The sequence below is a fragment of the Paraplanobispora takensis genome, assembly GCF_016863195.1.
GTDB classification, from domain to species: Bacteria; Actinomycetota; Actinomycetes; order Streptosporangiales; family Streptosporangiaceae; genus Planobispora; species Planobispora takensis.
In genome coordinates, this window is record NZ_BOOK01000021.1 from 21,779 (window position 1) to 40,430 (window position 18,652).

Genomic DNA, 18,652 nt, shown 5'->3' on the forward strand with positions numbered 1-18,652 from the left:
CTCAGGCCTCGCCTTCCGGCTTCTCCTCGGCGGCGACCGGCTCGGCCGGGGCCTCGGCGGCGGCGGCCTCGTCGGCCTTGGGGGCCTTCTTCGCCGACTTCTTCGGAGTCGTGGCGGCGTCGAGGGACAGGGTCTCCTTGGCCGCGGCCTCGTAGGCGGCGTGCCGGTCCGGCTTGGGCTCGGCGACGAGCTTCGGCGCCGGGGCGGGCTCGCCCTTGAACTTCTGCCAGTCACCGGTGATCTTGAGGAGCTTCATGACCGGCTCGGTCGGCTGCGCGCCGACACCCAGCCAGTAGGCCGCCCGCTCGGCGTCGATCTCGATGCGCGAGGGGTTCTCCTTGGGGTGGTACAGGCCGATCTCCTCGATCGCCCGGCCGTCACGCTTGGTGCGGCTGTCGGCGATGACGACACGGTACTGCGCGTTGCGGATCATGCCGAGCCGCTTGAGCTTGATCTTGACTGCCACGGGTGTGGTCTCTCCATGCATTGGGGCGTGGGTGAGCGACGGCTCATCGAGTGGGGCACGAAGAGCGGATCGCTGCAGGGACAGGCACGACCGGCGGGGGTTAGAGGGCGCCCGCGTGGTCGAGATGTTCCAACATGCCATTGTGCCAGATGCGCGGGGGTGCCCGGCCAACCGACGCCCGTCTCCTCCGGTTCCGAGGGGGAAAATCTCGGCAATCCACACGCGGCGGACCCGGCGCACCCGCCCCGCCACGGACGAACCGGTCCCTGTCGCACCGCGGACGCGCCGACCACCGCCACGCCGCCGACGCACCCGCCCCGCGACGCCGCCGACGCGCCGATCCCCCGTAACGCCAGGAGGGCCGTCGCGTGCGCGACGGCCCTCCTACGACCTCACCGAGGCGGCCTCACGGGGCGACCTCACCGACCTGCTCGGGGCGACCCGCTTGAGGCGGCCTCACTTGGGCCGGACTCCCAGCAGCTCCAGCGTCGCCATCGCGATGAAGCCCACGATGATGATCACCCAGATCCACCGGGCACGCCCGAAGAACTTGTCGTCGCTCATTTCTGTCCGGGGAACTTGAACTTCGAGGGGTCGAAGCCGGGCGGCAGCTCGATGCCCGGCGGGAGCTGGCCCGCGCCGAGGTTGCCCAGGGCGCCGCCGAGGTCGGGCGACTTGCCCGCCCCGCCGGAAGCGCCCTTGGCGAGGGCGGCCTTGCGCGGGTCTCCGCTGACCCGGCGGCCCTTGCCGGCCTTCTTCTGCGCGGCCTTGGCCTTGCGCCCGCCCGGCATGCCGGGGATGCCCATCCCGCTGGTCACCCGCTTCATCATCTTCTGGGCCTCGAAGAAGCGCACGACCAGGTTGTTGACCTCGGTCACCGTGACGCCGGAGCCCTTGGCGATGCGCTCGCGGCGCGACCCCTTGATGATCTTCGGGTCCGCGCGCTCGGCCGGCGTCATCGAGCGGATGATCGCCGCGACGCGGTCCAGGTCGCGGTCGTCGATCTGGTTGAGCTGGTCGCGCATCTGCCCCATGCCGGGCATCATGCCGAGCAGGTTCTTGATGGGGCCCATCTTGCGGACCATCATCATCTGCTCGAGGAAGTCCTCCAGCGTGAAGCCCTCGCCCGAGGTGAGCTTGCCCGCCATCTTGGCGGCTTCCTGCTCGTCGAAGGTCTTCTGGGCCTGCTCGATCAGGGTGAGGATGTCACCCATGTCGAGGATGCGGGAGGCCATCCGGTCGGGGTGGAAGGCGTCGAAGTCCTCGAGCTTCTCACCCGTGGACGCGAACATGATCGGCTTGCCGGTGATGTGGCGGACCGACAGGGCGGCACCGCCGCGGGCGTCGCCGTCGAGCTTGGTCAGCACGACGCCGTCGAAGCCGACGCCCTCCATGAAGGCCTGGGCCGTGGAGACGGCGTCCTGACCGATCATGGCGTCGACCACGAACAGGACCTCGTCGGGCGAGACCGCGTCGCGGATGTCGGCGGCCTGCTTCATCATCTCCTGGTCGATGCCCAGGCGGCCCGCGGTGTCGATGATGACGATGTCGTGCTGCTGCCGCCGGGCGTGGTCGATCGACTGCCGGGCCACCGCGATCGGGTCGCCGACGCCGTTGCCGGGCTCGGGGGCGTAGACCGCCACTCCCGCCCGCTCGGCCACGACCGACAGCTGCTGGACCGCGTTGGGACGCTGCAGGTCGGCGGCGACCAGCAGCGGGACGTGGTTCTGCTCCCGCAGCCAGCGGGCGAGCTTGCCCGCCAGCGTGGTCTTACCGGCACCCTGGAGACCCGCGAGCATGATGACGGTCGGCGGGTTCTTGGCCAGGCGGAGCCGCCTGGTCTCGCCGCCCAGGATCTCGATCAGCTCGTCGTTGACGATCTTGACGACCTGCTGGGCCGGGTTCAGCGCCTGGGAGACCTCGGCACCGCGGGCGCGCTCCTTGATCTGGGCGACGAAGCTCTTGACGACGGGCAGCGCCACGTCGGCCTCGAGCAGTGCGATGCGGATCTCGCGGCAGGTCGCGTCGATGTCGGCGTCGGAGAGCCGACCCTTGGACCGAAGGGAGGAGAAGACCGATGTGAGCCGGTCGGAAAGCGTCTCGAACACGTGATTGGCCAGCCTCTGCGCTACAGGGTCTGCGACTCGACCTCCCAGCCTATCCGCTGGGGGATGCGCCTGGCGCCCCGGCGCGGGCGCGGCGCCCGGTCACGTCGGGACGTGCCGCCTAGCGGCCCCACCCGGGCACGGCCATCCGCATGGTCAGGGCGTGCTCGACCAGGGTGATGAGCGTGGCCTTCACCGCGTCGCGGGAGCGCGCGTCGGTCCGCGAGATCGGGATGTTGGGGGCGAGCGTCAGGGCCTCCCGCACCTCCTCCTCGCCGTGCGGGTGGGTGCCGTCCCAGCCGTTGAGCGCCACGACGAAGGGGAGCCTGGCCTCCTCGAAGTAGTCGATGGCCGGGAAGCTGTCGGCCAGGCGGCGCGTGTCGACCAGCACGATCGCACCGATCGCGCCGCGGACCAGGTCGTCCCACATGAACCAGAACCGGTGCTGGCCCGGCGTGCCGAACAGGTACAGGATCAGGTCGCGGTCCAGGGACACCCGGCCGAAGTCCATCGCCACCGTGGTGGTGGTCTTGTTGGGGGTCAGGCCGAGGTCGTCGATGCCGGCGCTGGCGTCGGTCATCACCGCCTCCGTGGTCAGCGGGAGGATCTCCGACACCGCCCCCACGAACGTGGTCTTGCCCACACCGAAACCACCGGCGACGACAATCTTGGTCGATGTGAGGCCGCCACCGCGGCTAGAGCCTGCGAAGTCCACTGAGCACCCTTTCCAGCAGGTTGAGATCCGGCTTGCCCGCGTTGAGCTGCGGCTGGTGCAGTTGGACCAGACCCTCGGCCGCCATGTCCGCGATCAGGATCCGGGTGACGCCCAGCGGGATGCGGAGCATCGCGGAGATCTCAGCGACCGAACGCACGTGCCGGCACAGGGCGCTGATCGCCTGGTACTCCGGCGTGCGGGTAGACAGATCGAGATGGATCGACGTCGCCGAGGAGACCAGGGCCTCCATCGCGAGTTGCGTGCGGGGGGCGGTGCGCCCCCCGGTCACGGCGTACGGCCTGACCAGGGAGCTCTGCTCCGCCGGCGGCGGTTGCACGTGATGCGCGGGACCACCCTGCTGCAGGTGGGCGTCGTCCGTCGGCCGATAGGGGGGACCGCTCATCGGTCCCCTGTCATCGGGCCAGCCAGGGCCTGCCACGGCACCCTCCTAGGACAGTGTCTGCCGCGACGCGGGAGCGTCGCGGCGGGCGCCGGCGAGCGGCGCCTTCGCGGACCCTCATCGCGGATGGGAGGCTTGGAGCTCGGCCCGGACGGCCGGCGTCAGCACCTGGCCGGCACGTTCGACGAGCAGCGTCATCTGGTAGGCGACCAGGCCCATGTCGCAGTCCGGGGAGGCCAGGACCGCGAGGCAGGAGCCGTCGCTGATCGACATGATGAGGAGCAGCCCCCGCTGCATCTCCACCACGGTCTGGGTCACCCCACCGCCCTCGAAGACCCGTGAGGCGCCCTGGGTCAGGCTGATCAGGCCGGCCGCGACCGCGGCCAGCTGGTCGGCCCGGTCGCGGGGGAACCCGTCCGAGAAGGCCAGCGGCAGTCCGTCCGTCGAGACCACCACTGTGTGGGCGACTCCGGGGACGTTGTTCACGAAGTCGGTGATCAACCAGTTGACCCCGCGAGCTGCCTGGCTCAGTTCACGCACGCGTCATCCTCCTCGGCGATCGGATGGGCTCGCTCACCGGTCCTCCTCGTTTCCTTCAACGCTCCCGGCGAAGCCGGGATACGCCTGCTCTGTGCCGACTTCGCCCCGGGCGACCGCCCGGCCCTGCCGTACACCTCTCTGGAAGCTCGCCAGCCTGTTGCGCACCGCGTCCGGGGAGACCGAGGGGCGCGGGGCGGCGGGGGCCTGCGGGGTGCCGCCCGCCTCCGAGGTGACCGCGCCGGGCACCAGGTTCGCCTTGGGCACCCGCTTGGGCAGTCCGGCACCGGTCACCCCGCCGAGCGAGGGCTCGCTCGCCGCACGGGCCGCCTGCCAGCCCGCGTCGGCCGGCGAGGACCAGTTGCTCTGCACCGGCGGGGGCGGCGGCGCCGGGACCGCGGCGGTCTCCTGGACGTCCTCGCTCCGCACCGGCTCGGCCGGGATCTCGGGGGCGGGGGCGGGGGCAGGGGGCTCGGCCTTCCTGAACCAGTCGGACTCCACCGCCGCGAAGATCGGCAGGAACTCCTCCCGCTCCTCCTCCAGGGAGTAGGAGTCGTTGACCACGGGCAGCGGCCCCGTGTTGTCGGACTCCGGCCCGAAACCGCGCCGGTTCGGCCGGCCGGCCGGGGAGTTCCATCCCCCGCTGTCGCCGCCGCGCATCGGCCCGGAGGGCCACGGTCCCGAGTCCTGGAAGGCGGAGGGCCAGTTCGGTGCCGCCGGAGCGGAACCCGGCGGCGGCACGTGGCCCGGCCACGGGGTGTCGAGCGGCGCCTGGCCGTAGTGGCCGCCTGCCTGCTGAGGCTGGGAGCCGAAGGACTGGGAGCCCTGGAAGGAGGTGAACCCCTGCGGGTCGAAGGAGGCGAAGCCCTGCCCGGCGTCGAAGGAGTTGAAGTCCTGCCGGGCGGCCTCGAAGGAGGCGAACGCGGGCCGCGCGGAGTCCAGCGTGACGGGGCTGGCCATGACCGGCGGCCGCTCCATCGAGGAGGCCGAGGCCCAGTCCCCGTGGCCCTGTCCCATGGACCCCTGCGCCATCGGCGGCATCCCGGGCATCTGGGGCGCGGCGGCGAGCAGGTTCTCGGGGAGCAGCACCATGGCGGTCAGGCCGCCGCTGTCCTGCTGGCGGAGCTGGACCCGGATGCCGTGGCGCAGGGCCAGGCGGCCGACCACGAACAGGCCCATCCGACGGGAGACCGACACGTCCACGACGGGCGGGTGGGCCAGTCTCCAGTTCGCCTGCGCGAGTTCCTCGGCCGTCATGCCGATGCCGATGTCGGTGACCGAGATCATCACGCCGCCGCCGTCGATGCGGTTGCTGGACACGACGACCTTCGTCTCCCGGGGAGAGAAGGAGATGGCGTTCTCCACCAGCTCGGCGACCAGGTGGACGACGTCGTTGACGCACGTTCCGGCCACGGACACCCCGCCGGAGATGCGCAGCTCCACCCGCTCGTAGCTCTCGACCTCCGACAGGGAGGCGCGGACCACGTCGATGAGCGGGACCGGCTGGCTCCACCGGCGTGCGGGTTCCTGGCCGGCGAGGACCAGGAGGTTCTCGCTGTTGCGGCGCATGCGGGTGGCCAGGTGGTCCAGCCGGAACAGGCTGCCGAGCCGGTTCTCGTCCTGTTCGCCCTGCTCCAGGCTCTCGATCAGCGCCAGCTGGCGCTCGACCAGGGTCTGGCTGCGGCGGGAGAGGTTGACGAACATCGCGTTGACGTTGCTCCGCAGCGACGCCTCCTCGCCCGCCAGCCGTACGGCTTCGCGGTGGACCTCGTCGAAGGCCCGGGCCACCTCACCGATCTCGTCGTCGGAGGACACGCCGATCGGCTGGACGTCGACGGCGGTGGCCTCGCCGCTCTCACGCATGGCCTGCACGGTGTCCGGCAGGCGCTGGCCGGCGATGGACAGCGCCTCGGTGCGCAGCCGGCGCAGCGGCTTGACCAGCGAGCGCGCCATCACCGTCGTGACGGCCAGGACCAGCAGGAGCAGCAGACCGGTCAGGGCGCCGGCGATCAGGGCGCCCCGCTGCTCGGCCTCCTGCAGGGTGAGGCTTCGCGCGATGACCTCGTCGGCCACCTTCTTCTCCACCTCGCGCATGCGCTCGACCACCTCGGAGGAGGCTTCGAACCAGGTGGTCTGGTCGTTGGTCCGGGTGCTGGACACGTCAACGCGCACGAGGCGGGGAGGAGTGTTCTTGGCCAGTACGAGCGCGCGCTGCCGCATGGACTCCGCGCGGTCCTTGCGCTGGCTGCTGACGGTGTCGTCGAACAGCTGGCGCTGGGCGACCGTCGCCTCGGCCTGGAAGGTCGCCAGCTCGCTGTCGCGCCGGGCCCGGGCGCCGACGAAGGAGTCCAGGCCCTCGGAGCTGAACTCCCTGGCGGCGAGGGCGACGGCCAGAATGGCCCGCTCCTGCGAGGCCAGCTCCTTGGCCCTGGTCAGCGCGCCGAAGGCGAGCGCGGAACTGGCCAGGTCCTGGTCGGTGGCGCCCTGGAGGATCTCGTCGTGCAGGGACAGGAGGTCGGTGATCGTCCGCGTGTACATCGCGATCGTGGGCTGGGCGGGCAGCTGGGTCTCGGTCGCCGTCTTGCGCACGCTCCCGAGCTCGTCGATGCGGTTGCGCACCTGCGCGAGCTCGGTCCTGCCCCGGTCCCCGAACAGCTCGGCGTCGTTCCCGCCGAGGATGAGGTCGACGCGGTCGCCGACGTCCCGCGCCACATCGTCGACGAGGCCGTACTGCTCCCGCACAGCCGCCAGGCCGCTCTGCGTCCGTCCCTGCGCCACGAAGCGCGCGGAGAGGTCGCGCTCCTCCTCCAGCTCGTGCGCCAGCTCGCTGAGCTTGGCGGCGAGCTCGGCGCTGATGCGCACCTGCTCGTAGTCGGCCGCGCTGCTCAGCGAGGAGATCACTCGCAGCCCACCCAGGATGATCGCGGCGATGGTCGGGATGGCGATGAGCGCGATCAGACGGGATCGCACCCGCCAGTTGCGCAGAGCCAGTTTCCCGCCCGTGCGGGCGTCGGGGGCGTCGGGGTCCGGGTCCTTATCACCGCCCGCAGATCCCCTCTGAGCGGCGGGAACGGCGGCCACGGCCGGATCCGGTCCACGTTGGCTGGGGATTGACGCTGTCCTCACTGGCTCCGCTGCCTCTCCTCGGATCCTCATGTAGTAGAGGGGGATCGCGTCACATCAGCTGATAAGCAAGGGACGCCGACACATCCATGGGGTAGGGGTTATTGGAGCACAGCCGGAGGAGTTCGGCCAACGGTGCATAAGCCACTAATTACTATCAACTGGTACATCTCCCCACTAACCGGACAATACTTCTTCCCATATATCCGGTTCGCCATGTTCTCCGCCCCGCAAACGCTTGCGGTCTCAACCTTCGGCGGACGCGACAAACGATGGCAAACGACGCGTCGAAATGAGATAAGTGAGTCTATGACCGGTTTAGCCCAATAGACCGATATTTGTTATTTGGGCGATCAGCTCCGCTACTCTGATCCACGATCGACACCCCCCTGATCACACACCTCACGGGACCGTCTCCGTGCCGCCGCATGCCCCGGCGAGTCCCACCGGGGTGAAATGCAGCTAAGGAGAGCTGATGAGGTTCAGACTCGCGAGCCGGGTCGCCGCCGTAGGAGTCACCGCCATGCTGGCGCTCAGCGCCTGCGGCGGCTCGGACACCCCCACGGAGACGACCGCGGCCAACGCCGGCGGACTGGAGAAGACCGAGATCACCATCGGCGCCCTGCCCATCCCGGACTCCGCCGCGCTCTACATCGCCAACAAGAGGGGCTTCTTCAAGGAAGAGGGCCTCACCGTGACGATCGAGCCCGTCCAGGGCGGCGCGCAGGCGCAGCAGAGTCTCCTGGGCGGCTCCCTGGACGCGACGCAGACCAACTACGTCTCGACCTTCCTGGCCGTCTCCGCCGGCAACAAGCTGAAGATCATCTCTGACCTGTACCAGGCGACGCCGAACTCCTTCAACCTCATGGTGCCGAAGGACTCCGGGATCAAGACCCCCGCCGACCTCAAGGGCAAGAAGATCGCGGTCAACAGCAAGAAGAACATCGGCACGCTGGCCGTCACCTCGGTCCTGAAGGCCAACGGCCTCGCCGAGACCGACGTCGAGTTCCTGGAGTTCCCCTTCCCCGAGATGGCGGGCAAGCTCCAGCAGGGCGTCGTCGACGCGGCCTGGATGACCGAGCCGCACCTGACCGCCGTCCAGAAGAACATCGGCGCCACCAAGCTCGCCGACACCATGACCGGCCCCACCGCGGACTTCCCCATCGCGGGCGTGGTCGTCACCGAGGAGTTCACGACCAAGAACCCCAAGACGGTCGCCGCCTTCCAGCGCGCGCTCGCCAAGGCCCAGGAGATCGCCGCCTCCGACCGCAAGGCCGTGGAGGAGATCCTGCCGACCTACACCAAGATCGACGCGGCCACCGCCGCCGTCATCACGATGGGCACCTTCCCCACCAGCCTCGACGAGACCCGTCTGCAGCGGGTGGCGGACCTGATGCTGGAGCAGGGCTACCTCAAGAGCGCGATCTCGGCCAAGACCATCCTCCCGGGTGCCAGCGGCTGATGACCGGGCGTCCCCCGCTCAGCAGCAGACTGCTCTGCGGCGCCGCCGGCGTCGCAGGGCTGTTCTGCGTCATGGAACTCGCCGGGCGCTCCGGGCTCATCGACCCGATCGTGTTCCCGCTGGCCTCCACGGTGGTGAGCCGCGCGGCGGCGCTGGCGGCCGACGGCGAGTTCCTCGCCGACGTCGCCTCCACCCTGGGCGCCTGGGCGGCCGGCCTGCTGATCGCCGTACTGGTCGCCGTCCCCACCGGCTTCCTGCTCGGCACACTGCCGCGCGTGGAGGCGGCACTGCGGCCCGTCCTGGAGTTCCTGCGCCCGATCCCGTCGGTGGCGCTGATCCCACTGGCCCTGCTGCTGTTCTCCGACAGGTTCGACATGAAGGTGGCGGTGATCGTCTACGCCGCCTGGTGGCCGGTCCTGATCAACACCATGTACGGCCTCAAGGACGTCGACCCGCTGGCCAAGGAGACCCTGCGCAGCTTCGGCTTCGGCCGGATGGCCGTGCTGTGGCGCGTCTCGCTGCCCAGCACGGCGCCCTTCATCGCCACCGGGGTACGGCTGGCCGCCGCGATCGCGCTCATCCTGGCGATCAGCGCCGAGCTGCTGGCCGGAGGCGCCAGCGGCATCGGCACGTTCATCATCGAGGCCGGCGGCAGCCCCGACGCCCTGGAGTACATCATCGCCGCCACCCTCTGGGCCGGGGTCATCGGAGTCGTCTCCAACGGCCTGTTCACCCTCGCCGAACGGCGTCTGTTCCACTGGCACCTCGCCCGCACCGAGGGGGCACGGTGATGGGTGCGGTGATGCGGTTCCTGCGCGCCGCCGGCCGCCTGTGGCTGGTGCCCGTCGTCCTGGTGGCCTGGGAGGTCGCGACCCGGATGGCGGAGGACATCTTCTTCCCGCCGCCCACCACGATCGCGGCCCGCATGCACGAGCTGTGGTTCTCGGGTCCCGCCCAGCAGCTCTGGCTGACCGAGGGGGCCCTGGACAACATCCCCACGAGCCTCGGCCGGATCTTCGCCGGATGGCTGCTCGCGGGCGTGATCGGGACCGCCCTCGGCATCATGCTGGGGCGCTCCGAGCGGTTCTCCCAGTTCGTGGACCCGCTCATCCAGTTCGGGCGCGCCATCCCCCCTCCCGCCCTGCTCCCCTTCTTCCTCGCGCTGTTCGCCGTCGGCGCGCAGATGCAGATCGCCACGATCGTGTTCGGCATCATCTGGCCGATTCTGCTCAACGCCGGTGACGGGGCACGCCACGTCGACCGGCTGCACCTGGAGACCGCCGCGGCCTTCGGCCTCTCCCGCGGCCAGCGGCTGACGCGGGTCATCCTGCCCTCGGCGATGCCCAAGATCTTCGCGGGTCTGCGGCTCAGCCTGTCGCTGGCGCTGATCCTGATGGTCATCTCCGAGCTGGTCGGCAGCACCAACGGCATCGGCTTCCAGCTCCTCGACGCCCAGCGGTCCTACGACTACCCCGGCGTGTGGGGAAGCATCGTGCTGCTCGGCGTCCTCGGATACCTCCTCAACGCCGCGTTCCTCGCGGCCGAGCGGCGCATCCTGTCGTGGCACCGGACCGCCAACCAGACGACCTGAGGACCTGCTGTGCTTGAGATCTCGAACCTGACCCACACCTACGGCAGCGGACCGGGCGCGCACCACGCTCTGGGCGGCATCGACCTGCGGGTCACCCAGGGCGAGCTGGTGTGCATCGTCGGCCCCTCGGGGTGCGGCAAGTCGACCCTGCTGCGCTCCATCGCCGGCCTCCTGAAGCCCACCGGCGGCACGATCACCCTGGGCGGCACCCCCGTCGACAGGACCCCGGACGACCTGGCCGTGGTCTTCCAGGACTACAGCAGGTCCCTGTTCCCGTGGATGTCGGTGGCCGACAACGTCGCGCTGCCGCTGCGGCGCAAGGGCATGGACCGCGGGCGGCGGCGGGCGGCGGCGGAGGAGGCCCTGGAGCAGGTGGGCCTGGCCGGCGCCTCCGGCAAGTATCCGTGGCAGCTGTCGGGCGGCATGCAGCAGCGCGTGTCCATCGCCCGCGCCCTGGCCTACCGTCCCTCCCTGATGCTGATGGACGAGCCCTTCGGGTCGGTCGACGCCCAGACGCGCGAGGACCTGGAGGACCTGACCCTGCGCGTGCGCAACCACCACAACATGACCATCCTGCTCATCACCCACGACATCGACGAGAGCGTCTACGTCGGCGACCGCGTCGTGGTGCTGGCCAAGGCCCCCGCCACCGTCGTCGGGGACCTGCGGGTGGACCTGCCCGGCCCCCGCGACCAGATCACCACCCGGGAGAACCCCGCCTTCGTGCACCTGCGTGCCGAGGTCGGCCGCCTGGTCCGCGGCATGCGGAGCCACCCGGCCGCCGCTTCCTGAACCCGAGAGAGGAATGTCAATGGACGACCCGCAGGCGCCGATCTGGGATGCGATCGGAGGGGTGTCCCGGTTCGCCGCCCTGGCCGTGATGGCCGAGCTGGGCTGCGCGGACCATCTGCACGAGGGGCCGATGAGCGCCGACGAGCTGGCGGCCCGCTGCGGCGCGGCCCCGGCCGCGCTCGGCCGGGTGCTGCGCCAGCTCGCCTCCATGGGCATCGTCACGACGACGGCGCCGGGCGTGTACCGGCTGACCGAGGCCGGTGCCACGCTCCGCAGCGACGCGCCGGACTCGATGCGGCCCGCCGTACGGATGATCGCCCAGGAGGGCTTCTGGTACGGCCTGGGCTCGCTCCCGCGGACCGTGCGCACCGGGAGGTCGGCCTTCGTGGAGCGCTTCGGGCCGATGTACGGCGGCTACTTCAAGGAGAACCCCGAGGCGGGGCGGCTGTTCGACGACTACATGGTGGCCAGGGCCCGGCCGTTCGCCGAGGCGGTCGCCTCCCGCTACGACTTCTCCGGGGTGCGCACCCTCGTCGACGTGGCGGGCGGCAAGGGACACGTCCTGGCCGCCGTTTTGAACTCCCATTCAAATGTCCGCGGCATCCTGTTCGACCTGGAACAGGTGGTCCCGGGCGCGAGGGAGTTCTTCGCCGAGGCGGGTCTTGAAGATCGCTGCGAATGCGTCAGCGGCGACTTCTTCGCCTCCGTGCCGGCCGGGGCGGACGCCTACATGCTGGGCAGCGTGATCCACAACTGGTCCGACGAGGACGCCGTGCGGATCCTGCGCAACGTGCGCGAGGCCATGACCGACGACGGCAGGGTGCTGCTGGTGGAGATGGTCGTGCCCGACGACGACAGCCCGCACATCTCCAAGGATGTGGACATGCGCATGCTCGCCCTGTTCGGCGACGGCATGGAGCGCAGCACGTCGGAGTACGGCGAGCTGCTCGGCAAGGCCGGGCTCCGCCTGAACCGCCAGGTCGAGCTGACCGCCGGGGCCAGCATCGTCGAGGCCCTGCCCATCTGAAGGGCCCATCTGAAGGGCCCATCTGAAGGGCCCTTTCGAGAGCCCGTCCCGAGGAGCTCGCCGGGACGTGACACGACGGCGGCCCCGCCCTCCACGCGGAGGGCGGGGCCGCCGCGGCTTTCACCCGACGCTCCACGAGGCCCGTTCGTTGAGCAGCCGGACGTCCATGTCGGTCATCCGCCGCTGCCCGGCCGCCATCTCGGCCAGCTCCTCCGCGGTGAGCACCTCGGAGACGTCCCCGAAGCCGTGCGGCGCCCGCTCCTCCACCAGCGCGAGGGTCCGCTCCATCGGCATCTCCCGGTTGGCCAGGACGAGCGGGGTGGTGGCGGCCCTGCGCTCCTCCTCGTAGGCGGCCAGGCCCTCCACCGGCCCGGACGCCGCCAGCGACCGGGCCAGCGCCCGCGCGTCGAGCACGGCCTGGGAGCCGCCGTTGGAACCCACCGGGTACATCGGGTGGGCGGCGTCGCCGAGCAGCGTCACCCGCCCGCGGCCCCACGAGGGCAGCGGGTCCCTGTCGACCATCGGATACTCCAGGACGCTCCGGGCCCCCTTCATCAGGCGCGGCACGTCCAGCCAGGGGAACGTCCAGCCCTCGAAGTGCGGCAGCACGTCCTGCAGGCGCCCCTCGCGCGACCAGTCGGCGGGCGGCACCTCGCCGCCGTCGCCCACCTTCACCTCGGCGACCCAGTTGATCTGCCGCCGGTCGGCCGAGACGGGATAGGCCACGAACTTGCACGACCGGTTGGAGCCGGCGACGGCCACCGTGGCCCCGTCCAGGAACGGCTCGTCCTCGGTGATGCCGCGCCACATCCTGACGCCGCACCACAGCAGCGGCCCGCCGCCCGGGTGGAGCCTCGCCCGCACGGCCGAGTGCACCCCGTCGGCGCCGACCAGCACGTCGGCCGCGAGGGCCGCCCGCGCGCCGGTGCGCACCTCCCGCAGGGACGCCACGACCCCCGCCGGGCCCTGCTCGACGTCCTCGAAGCACAGTCCGGTCCGCACCGCCCCGGGGCCGAGCCGCTCACGGACCGCCTCCAGCAGCAGCATCTGCAGCAGGCCGCGGTGGACGGAGTACTGCGGCCAGCGGTAACCGGCCGCCCTGCCGCGCGGCAGGGACAGGATGACGCCCCCGAAGCGGTCGGTGTAGGTCTGGAAGCTGGTGGGGACGCCGATCCCGGCGAGCCGGTCGCCCAGCCCGAGCTCGGTCAGCTCCCTGACCGCGTGGGGCTGGATGTTGATTCCCACGCCCAGCGGGCGCAATTCACCCGCGCTTTCGGCGACCGTGCAGGTGATCCCCGCGGCGTGCAGGCTGAGCGCGGCGGTGAGGCCCCCGATGCCGCCGCCGATGACCAATACGTGCATGAGACCCCCGACGCGCCGGCCGCGAATGTGAAATCAGGCGGCGATCCGACGGTGACGGAATCCGCGCAGTCCGCGCACGGCCATTCCGCCATTCCTGTGGCGCCGATTCCCGACAGACTCTAGCAATCACGCAAACGACAGAGAAGCAACAGACAATGCGCATTCCATGGAGGGCGGTACGGCACGGCGTCAACCCGCCGGCCATGAGAACAAAAGGGTATTGAGGAGGGACCGTTTTATATGCTCGGCGGAAACATTCCCCGCCTCAAACAAAAAAGGCCGCCGATGCGGCGACCACGGGGAACGGGGCGGCCCGCCGTACGGGCGGGGGCCGCGGAGACAGAGGAGAGGCGCTCACGGCGCAGGAGGGCACGGCCTCACGTGCCGGTGACCGGAGGCGGGGATCCTCCGTACGACCGCCGTCACATCGTCGGGACGGCGGTGCGGAAAGGCGCGTGCTTCGCCGGCATCACGGAGCACGCGCCACACGGCGGTGCCGGGTCAGACGCGAAGGGTGAGGACGTGCTCGACCAGGGTGATCAAGGTCGACTTCACCGCGTCGCGGGACCGGGCGTCGGTCCGGACGATCGGGATGTGCGGGGAGATCGTCAGGGCCTCCCGCACCTCCTCCTCGCCGTGGAGGTGATCCCCGTCGAAGCCGTTGAGGGCGACGACGAAGGGCAGACCGGCTTCCTCGAAGTAGTCGATGGCCGGGAAGCTGTCGGCCAGACGCCTCGTGTCGACCAGTACGATCGCGCCGATCGCGCCCTTCACGAGGTCGTCCCACATGAACCAGAACCGGTGCTGGCCCGGCGTACCGAACAGGTACAGGATCAGGTCACGGTCCAGGGAGACCCTGCCGAAGTCCATGGCCACCGTGGTGGTCCGCTTCGTCGGGATCTGAGAGAGGTCGTCGACCCCCGAACTCGCCTCCGTCATGACCGCTTCCGTGGTCAGCGGCATGATCTCGGAGACCGCGCCGACGAAGGTCGTCTTGCCGACACCGAAGCCGCCGGCGACGACGATCTTCGTCGACGTCATCCCGGCGTCAGAGCCTGCGAAGCCCACTGAGCACCCTTTCAAGCAAGTTGAGATCCGGCTTTCCGGCATCCAGCGACGGATGGTGGATCTGCACCAGACCCTCGGCCGCCATGTCCGCGATCAGCACCCGGGTCACGCCCAGCGGCATGTGCAGCATGGCCGAGACCTCGGCGACCGAGCGTATCTGCCGGCACAACGAGGTGATCGCCTGATACTCCGTGGAGAGCATGGCGAAATCCACGCTCGGAGCAGTCGCCGAGGAGACCAGCGCCTCGAGCGCTAGCTGCGTCCGAGGAGCGGTCCTTCCCCCGGTCACAGCGTACGGGCGAATCAGACGATTCCGCCCGCTCTTGGCCTGAGGCGGCGGCTCGTTCATCGGATGCTATCCCTCCTTCTCGGTTGTTGTCCCGGCGTTTCGCGAGCGACGCTCGTCTACCGCTGGGACGCCTGAAGCTCGGCGCGCAGGGCCGGGGTCAGCGCCTGGCCCGCCCGCTCGGCAAGAAGTGTCATCTGGTAGGCCACCAGGCCCATGTCACAGTCGGGAGAGGCCAGCACGGCGAGCGCGGAACCGTCGCTGATCGACATGGTCAGCAGGAGGCCCCGCTGCATCTCGATCACGGTCTGCACCACCGGGCCGCCCTCGAAGACCCGCGCGGCACCCTGGGTCAGGCTGATCAGACCGGCCGTGATCGCGGCGAGCTGGTCGGCACGGTCCTTGGGGAACCCCTGGGAGTAGGCCAGCGGGAGGCCGTCCGTGGAGACGATCACCGCGTGCGCCACACCCGGCATCTCCTTGACGAACTCGGTGATCAGCCAATTGAAGCCGCGAGCGGCCTGACTGAGTTGGTGGTTCACTGCTTCTCTCCCTCGCCGGCGTTGAGTCGCTCGTTCATCTCGGCGCGACCCTGCCGTACGCCTTGCTGGAAACTGGACAGACGACTGCGCACCCGCTCAGCCGAGAGCGGGGGCATCGGGGAAACGAGCGGGGCCGGCGCGGACGGAGCCGAGCCGGGGACCAGGTTGGCCTTGGGCACCCGCTTGGGCAGGCCCGCCCCGGTCACCCCGCCCTCGACGGGGTTGCTGGCGGCCGCGGCCGCGGCCCAGCCCTGGTCGGCGGGGGTGCTGCTCCAGGGCTGCCGCGCGGGGGGCGCGGCAGGGGGCTCGGCCGGGTGGGTCCGGGTCTCGGGCTCCACCGGGCCGGCGCCGTACTCCGCAGGGCCGGCGCCGTACTCCACCGGGTCGCCGCCGGGATCGGCCGGTGCCCTCCCCTCGGGCCCGGTCCCGGGCGCCTCCACCGGGACGCTGCTGCGGAACCAGTCGGAGCCCACCGCCGCGAAGATCGGCAGGAACTCCTCGGGCTCCGGGTCCGTCGCCGAGACCTCCACCGCGGGCAGCGTCTGGGTGTTCTCCGCCTGCTCCAGCCGCCGCGGCGACCACGGGTCCGCCGAGGACGTCTCGCCCCAGGGGTCCGCCGGGGGCACCTCCGGCCAGGACGGCGGGAAGGACGGCGGGGCCGAGGAGAACGGCGACGGAACGGCGGGCGGCACCGGCGGCGGGGCCGGCGGGGCGGCCGGGGGCGCCGGCAGCGGGGCCGCCGGGGCCGGCGTCAGCGGCGAGGCCCACAGGCTCTCCACCTCGGAGGCGGACACCACCGGCTTGGACCACAGGTCCGACACCGACGGCGGGGCGGCCGGGGACTCCGGCGCGAGGGCCGCGGGGGGCTCGCCGAACGGCGTGTCGCCCATGGGCGGCATCCCGAACGGCGGGCGCTCGTTCCTCTCGCGCAGCGGGGGCATCCCGAACGGGGGACGCTCCTGCTGCTCGCGCAGCGGCGGCATCCCGAAGGGCGGCCGCTCGGCGTCCCGGCGCGGAAGGCCCTGCGTGCGGGGCTCCGCACCGGGCTCCTCCATCGAGGGCGGGCCGGAGAACGAGGTCTCCCCCGGCAGGGAGGCGCCGAAGGAACCGAAGGAGGAGCCCGCCGACGGGGTGGAGCCGAACGGGTCCTGACGCAGACCGCCGGCGAAGGGGTTGGTCTCCAGGGCCGGGGCCGCGCCCCGGTTCGAGGAGGCCATCGCCAGGGCCGGCGCCGCCATCGACTGCGCGACGACCTGGACCGGCAGCAGGACGACGGCGCTCAGACCGCCGGTCTCCGGCCTGCGGAGCTGGACGCGGATGCCGTGGCGCTGAGCCAGGCGGGCGACCACGAACAGGCCCATCCGGCGGGAGACCGACAGGTCCACCGCGGGCGGCTCGGCCAGGCGGCGGTTGGCCTCGGCCAGTTCCTCGTCGCTCATGCCGATGCCCTGGTCGGTGACCGCGACGATGACGCTGCCCATCTCGTTGCCGTTGCTGGTCACCGTGATCTTGGTGTCCTGCGGCGAGAAGAAGATCGCGTTCTCGACGAGCTCGGCGATCAGGTGGACGATGTCGTTGACGGCCTGTCCGATGATCAGGGTGCCGGACTCCACGCGCAGGTTGACCCGCTCGTAGTTCTCGACCTCCGACAGCGAGGCCCGCACGACGTCGCTCAGCGGGACCGGCTCGCTCCACCGGCGGCTCTGCTCCTGACCGGCGAGGACGAGCAGGTTCTCGGAGTTGCGGCGCATGCGGGTGGCCAGGTGGTCCAGCTTGAAGAGGCTGGCCAGCCGGTCGTCGTCCTGCTCGCCCTGCTCCAGGTCGTCGATGAGGTCGATCTGGCGCTCCACCAGCGACTGGGTGCGCCGGGAGAGGTTGACGAACATCGCGTTGACGTTGGCCCGCAGGCGGGCCTCGTCGCCCGCCAGCCGGATGGCCTCGCGGTGGACCTCGTCGAAGGCCCGGGCCACTTCACCGATCTCGTCGCGGGTGAGCACGCCGATGGAGGACACCTCGAGGCTCGGGGCCAGGTCGCCGGACTCGCGCAGCGCGCGGACGGTGTCGGGGAGCTTGGTTCCGGCCACCTCCAGCGCCTCGCTGCGCAGCCTGCGCAGCGGACGCACGAGCGTCCCGGCCACCCAGGCGGTGATCAGCAGGATCAGGACCAGCAGGACCAGGATCGTGCCACCGGAGATCATGGCGTTGCGCTGCTCGGCGCTCTCCAGCTCCTGGCTGCGCGCGACCACCGTGGCGGCCATGTCGCGCTCGACGGTGCGCATGCCGTCCACCATCGCGCTCTGGGCGTCGAACCAGGTCCGCACGCCCAGGGCGCCCAGGCCCTTGTTCTCGCGCATGCGCGACATGACCAGGGCGCGCATGGCGTCGGCGCGGTCGACCTTCGGGCCGCTGACCGCGTCTTGGAAGCGCTGGATCTGGGCGGCGGAGGCGGTGGCCTGGAAGGCCGCCACCTCGCTCACCTGGCTGCGGTAGGCGCCGATGAAGTCGGCGGGGTCGTCGAAGTCGAAGCGGCCTTCGAGCCGGGCGACGAGCAGGATGCCCCGCTGCCTGGCGACCTGCTCCTTGGCGCGGGTCAGCGCGCCCAGGGCCAGCGCGTCACCGATCAGCCGTTCGTCTCCACCGCTGCGGCCGAGGTCGTCGTGGAGGGTGACGAAGTCGGCGATCATGCGCGAGTACATGCCGAGGGCGGCACGCGGGAGCACGCTGCCCTCGGTGATCAGGCTGCGCAGGCCGCGCAGCCCGTTCAGCCAGCGGCGCACCTGGGAGGCCTCGGTCTGCACCCGGGCCGCGTGCCCGTCGGTGATGGCGGAGACGGCGGCCAGCACCTGGGTGCCGGCCCGGTCGACCACCTCGCGCTGCTTCTTGACCTGCGCGAGCCGGGCGGGGCGGCGGTTGTCGGCGATGTACCAGGCGGTGAGGTCGCGCTCCTCCGCCATCTCGTGGGAGAGGGTGCCCAGGCGCTCGACCAGGGAGGCGACCTCGGACATCCGGCGGTACTCGGTCGCGGTGGACAGCGCCGTGGTGAACTGGAATCCGCTCAGCAGTACGGCCGCCGCGGTCGGCAGAAGGATCAGCGCGACCAGGCGGGGACGCACGCGCCAGTTCGACGGCAGGAGCCGGCTGCCCATCCCTGCCGCACGACGGTTCCGGCGGTCTTG

The 18,652-nt window shown here is 71.0% G+C and carries 16 protein-coding genes; 5 read left to right on the forward strand and 11 right to left on the reverse strand.

The features are described 5' to 3' along the window. Nucleotide 1: 1 nt before the first annotated feature. The 6 genes from rpsP to Pta02_RS15455 all read right to left on the reverse strand — a co-directional run bounded on the left by rpsP (nt 2) and on the right by Pta02_RS15455 (nt 7,193). Nucleotides 2–466, reverse strand: coding sequence for a 30S ribosomal protein S16 (rpsP, locus tag Pta02_RS15430; RefSeq protein WP_203875502.1), 465 nt, complete (start codon nt 464–466; stop codon nt 2–4). Nucleotides 467–1,026: 560 nt separating this feature from the next. Then, nucleotides 1,027–2,574: a signal recognition particle protein gene (gene ffh, locus Pta02_RS15435; protein ID WP_203875503.1), complete on the reverse strand. Its 1,548-nt coding sequence runs from the start codon at nt 2,572–2,574 to the stop codon at nt 1,027–1,029. A gap of 118 nt (nt 2,575–2,692) precedes the next feature. Further along, complete coding sequence (locus Pta02_RS15440) at nt 2,693–3,286, reverse strand: GTP-binding protein (RefSeq protein ID WP_203875504.1); 594 nt, start codon at nt 3,284–3,286, stop codon at nt 2,693–2,695. Next, entirely contained in the window at nt 3,267–3,689 is a 423-nt protein-coding gene (locus Pta02_RS15445; protein WP_203875505.1) for a DUF742 domain-containing protein, read from the reverse strand. The genes Pta02_RS15440 and Pta02_RS15445 overlap by 20 nt, the downstream gene beginning before the upstream one ends. Nucleotides 3,690–3,803: 114 nt before the next feature. Continuing rightward, entirely contained in the window at nt 3,804–4,226 is a 423-nt protein-coding gene (locus tag Pta02_RS15450; RefSeq protein WP_275423584.1) for a roadblock/LC7 domain-containing protein, read from the reverse strand. A gap of 33 nt (nt 4,227–4,259) precedes the next feature. Further along, complete coding sequence (locus Pta02_RS15455; protein WP_203875506.1) at nt 4,260–7,193, reverse strand: sensor histidine kinase; 2,934 nt, start codon at nt 7,191–7,193, stop codon at nt 4,260–4,262. Nucleotides 7,194–7,821: 628 nt separating this feature from the next. On the opposite strand from Pta02_RS15455, the gene Pta02_RS15460 reads away from it, so the two are divergent. Genes Pta02_RS15460 through Pta02_RS15480 form a run of 5 tightly spaced genes read left to right on the forward strand, consistent with a single transcriptional unit; the run spans nt 7,822 to nt 12,218 of the window. Further along, nucleotides 7,822–8,808 (forward strand): ABC transporter substrate-binding protein, encoded by a 987-nt coding sequence (locus Pta02_RS15460; RefSeq protein ID WP_203875507.1) that lies wholly within the window; start codon nt 7,822–7,824, stop codon nt 8,806–8,808. Next, nucleotides 8,808–9,599 (forward strand): ABC transporter permease, encoded by a 792-nt coding sequence (locus Pta02_RS15465; RefSeq protein WP_203875508.1) that lies wholly within the window; start codon nt 8,808–8,810, stop codon nt 9,597–9,599. Before Pta02_RS15460 ends, Pta02_RS15465 begins: the two co-directional genes overlap by 1 nt. Next, the gene (locus Pta02_RS15470) at nt 9,599–10,399 is read left to right on the forward strand and encodes an ABC transporter permease (RefSeq protein WP_239130637.1); all 801 of its coding nucleotides are present in this window, start codon (nt 9,599–9,601) and stop codon (nt 10,397–10,399) included. The genes Pta02_RS15465 and Pta02_RS15470 overlap by 1 nt, the downstream gene beginning before the upstream one ends. 9 nt (nt 10,400–10,408) lie before the next feature. Continuing rightward, nucleotides 10,409–11,191 carry an ABC transporter ATP-binding protein gene (locus tag Pta02_RS15475; protein ID WP_203875509.1) on the forward strand — a complete coding sequence of 261 codons (783 nt, stop codon included), beginning with the start codon at nt 10,409–10,411 and terminating at the stop codon, nt 11,189–11,191. Between the two features lie 19 nt (nt 11,192–11,210). After that, nucleotides 11,211–12,218, forward strand: a complete 1,008-nt coding sequence (locus tag Pta02_RS15480) for a methyltransferase (RefSeq protein ID WP_203875510.1) — start codon at nt 11,211–11,213, stop codon at nt 12,216–12,218. A gap of 120 nt (nt 12,219–12,338) precedes the next feature. Here the strand turns inward: Pta02_RS15480 and Pta02_RS15485 are convergent, their stop codons facing one another. From Pta02_RS15485 to Pta02_RS41915, 5 genes are all read right to left on the reverse strand, one after another. After that, nucleotides 12,339–13,580, reverse strand: coding sequence for a flavin-dependent oxidoreductase (locus Pta02_RS15485; RefSeq protein ID WP_203875511.1), 1,242 nt, complete (start codon nt 13,578–13,580; stop codon nt 12,339–12,341). A gap of 501 nt (nt 13,581–14,081) precedes the next feature. Then, nucleotides 14,082–14,621 (reverse strand): GTP-binding protein, encoded by a 540-nt coding sequence (locus Pta02_RS15490; RefSeq protein WP_203875512.1) that lies wholly within the window; start codon nt 14,619–14,621, stop codon nt 14,082–14,084. Nucleotides 14,622–14,628: 7 nt separating this feature from the next. Beyond that, a complete protein-coding gene (locus tag Pta02_RS15495) occupies nt 14,629–14,997 on the reverse strand; it encodes a DUF742 domain-containing protein (RefSeq protein WP_203875513.1) in 369 nt (122 codons plus the stop codon). A gap of 56 nt (nt 14,998–15,053) precedes the next feature. Next, entirely contained in the window at nt 15,054–15,476 is a 423-nt protein-coding gene (locus tag Pta02_RS15500) for a roadblock/LC7 domain-containing protein (protein WP_203875514.1), read from the reverse strand. Beyond that, nucleotides 15,473–18,622 carry a sensor histidine kinase gene (locus Pta02_RS41915; protein ID WP_203875515.1) on the reverse strand — a complete coding sequence of 1,050 codons (3,150 nt, stop codon included), beginning with the start codon at nt 18,620–18,622 and terminating at the stop codon, nt 15,473–15,475. Before Pta02_RS41915 ends, Pta02_RS15500 begins: the two co-directional genes overlap by 4 nt. Nucleotides 18,623–18,652: the final 30 nt, after the last annotated feature.

Excerpts from the sequence above, each read along its gene's own strand:
- Pta02_RS15445 (WP_203875505.1), bottom strand. The coding sequence starts at position 3,689 with ATGAGCGGTCCCCCCTATCGGCCGACGGACGACGCCCACCTGCAGCAG.
- Pta02_RS15460 (WP_203875507.1), top strand. The coding sequence starts at position 7,822 with ATGAGGTTCAGACTCGCGAGCCGGGTCGCCGCCGTAGGAGTCACCGCC.
- Pta02_RS15465 (WP_203875508.1), top strand. The coding sequence starts at position 8,808 with ATGACCGGGCGTCCCCCGCTCAGCAGCAGACTGCTCTGCGGCGCCGCC.
- Pta02_RS15470 (WP_239130637.1), top strand. The coding sequence starts at position 9,599 with ATGGGTGCGGTGATGCGGTTCCTGCGCGCCGCCGGCCGCCTGTGGCTG.
- Pta02_RS15480 (WP_203875510.1), top strand. The coding sequence starts at position 11,211 with ATGGACGACCCGCAGGCGCCGATCTGGGATGCGATCGGAGGGGTGTCC.
- Pta02_RS15485 (WP_203875511.1), bottom strand. The coding sequence starts at position 13,580 with ATGCACGTATTGGTCATCGGCGGCGGCATCGGGGGCCTCACCGCCGCG.
- Pta02_RS15490 (WP_203875512.1), bottom strand. The coding sequence starts at position 14,621 with ATGACGTCGACGAAGATCGTCGTCGCCGGCGGCTTCGGTGTCGGCAAG.
- Pta02_RS15495 (WP_203875513.1), bottom strand. The coding sequence starts at position 14,997 with ATGAACGAGCCGCCGCCTCAGGCCAAGAGCGGGCGGAATCGTCTGATT.
- Pta02_RS41915 (WP_203875515.1), bottom strand. The coding sequence starts at position 18,622 with ATGGGCAGCCGGCTCCTGCCGTCGAACTGGCGCGTGCGTCCCCGCCTG.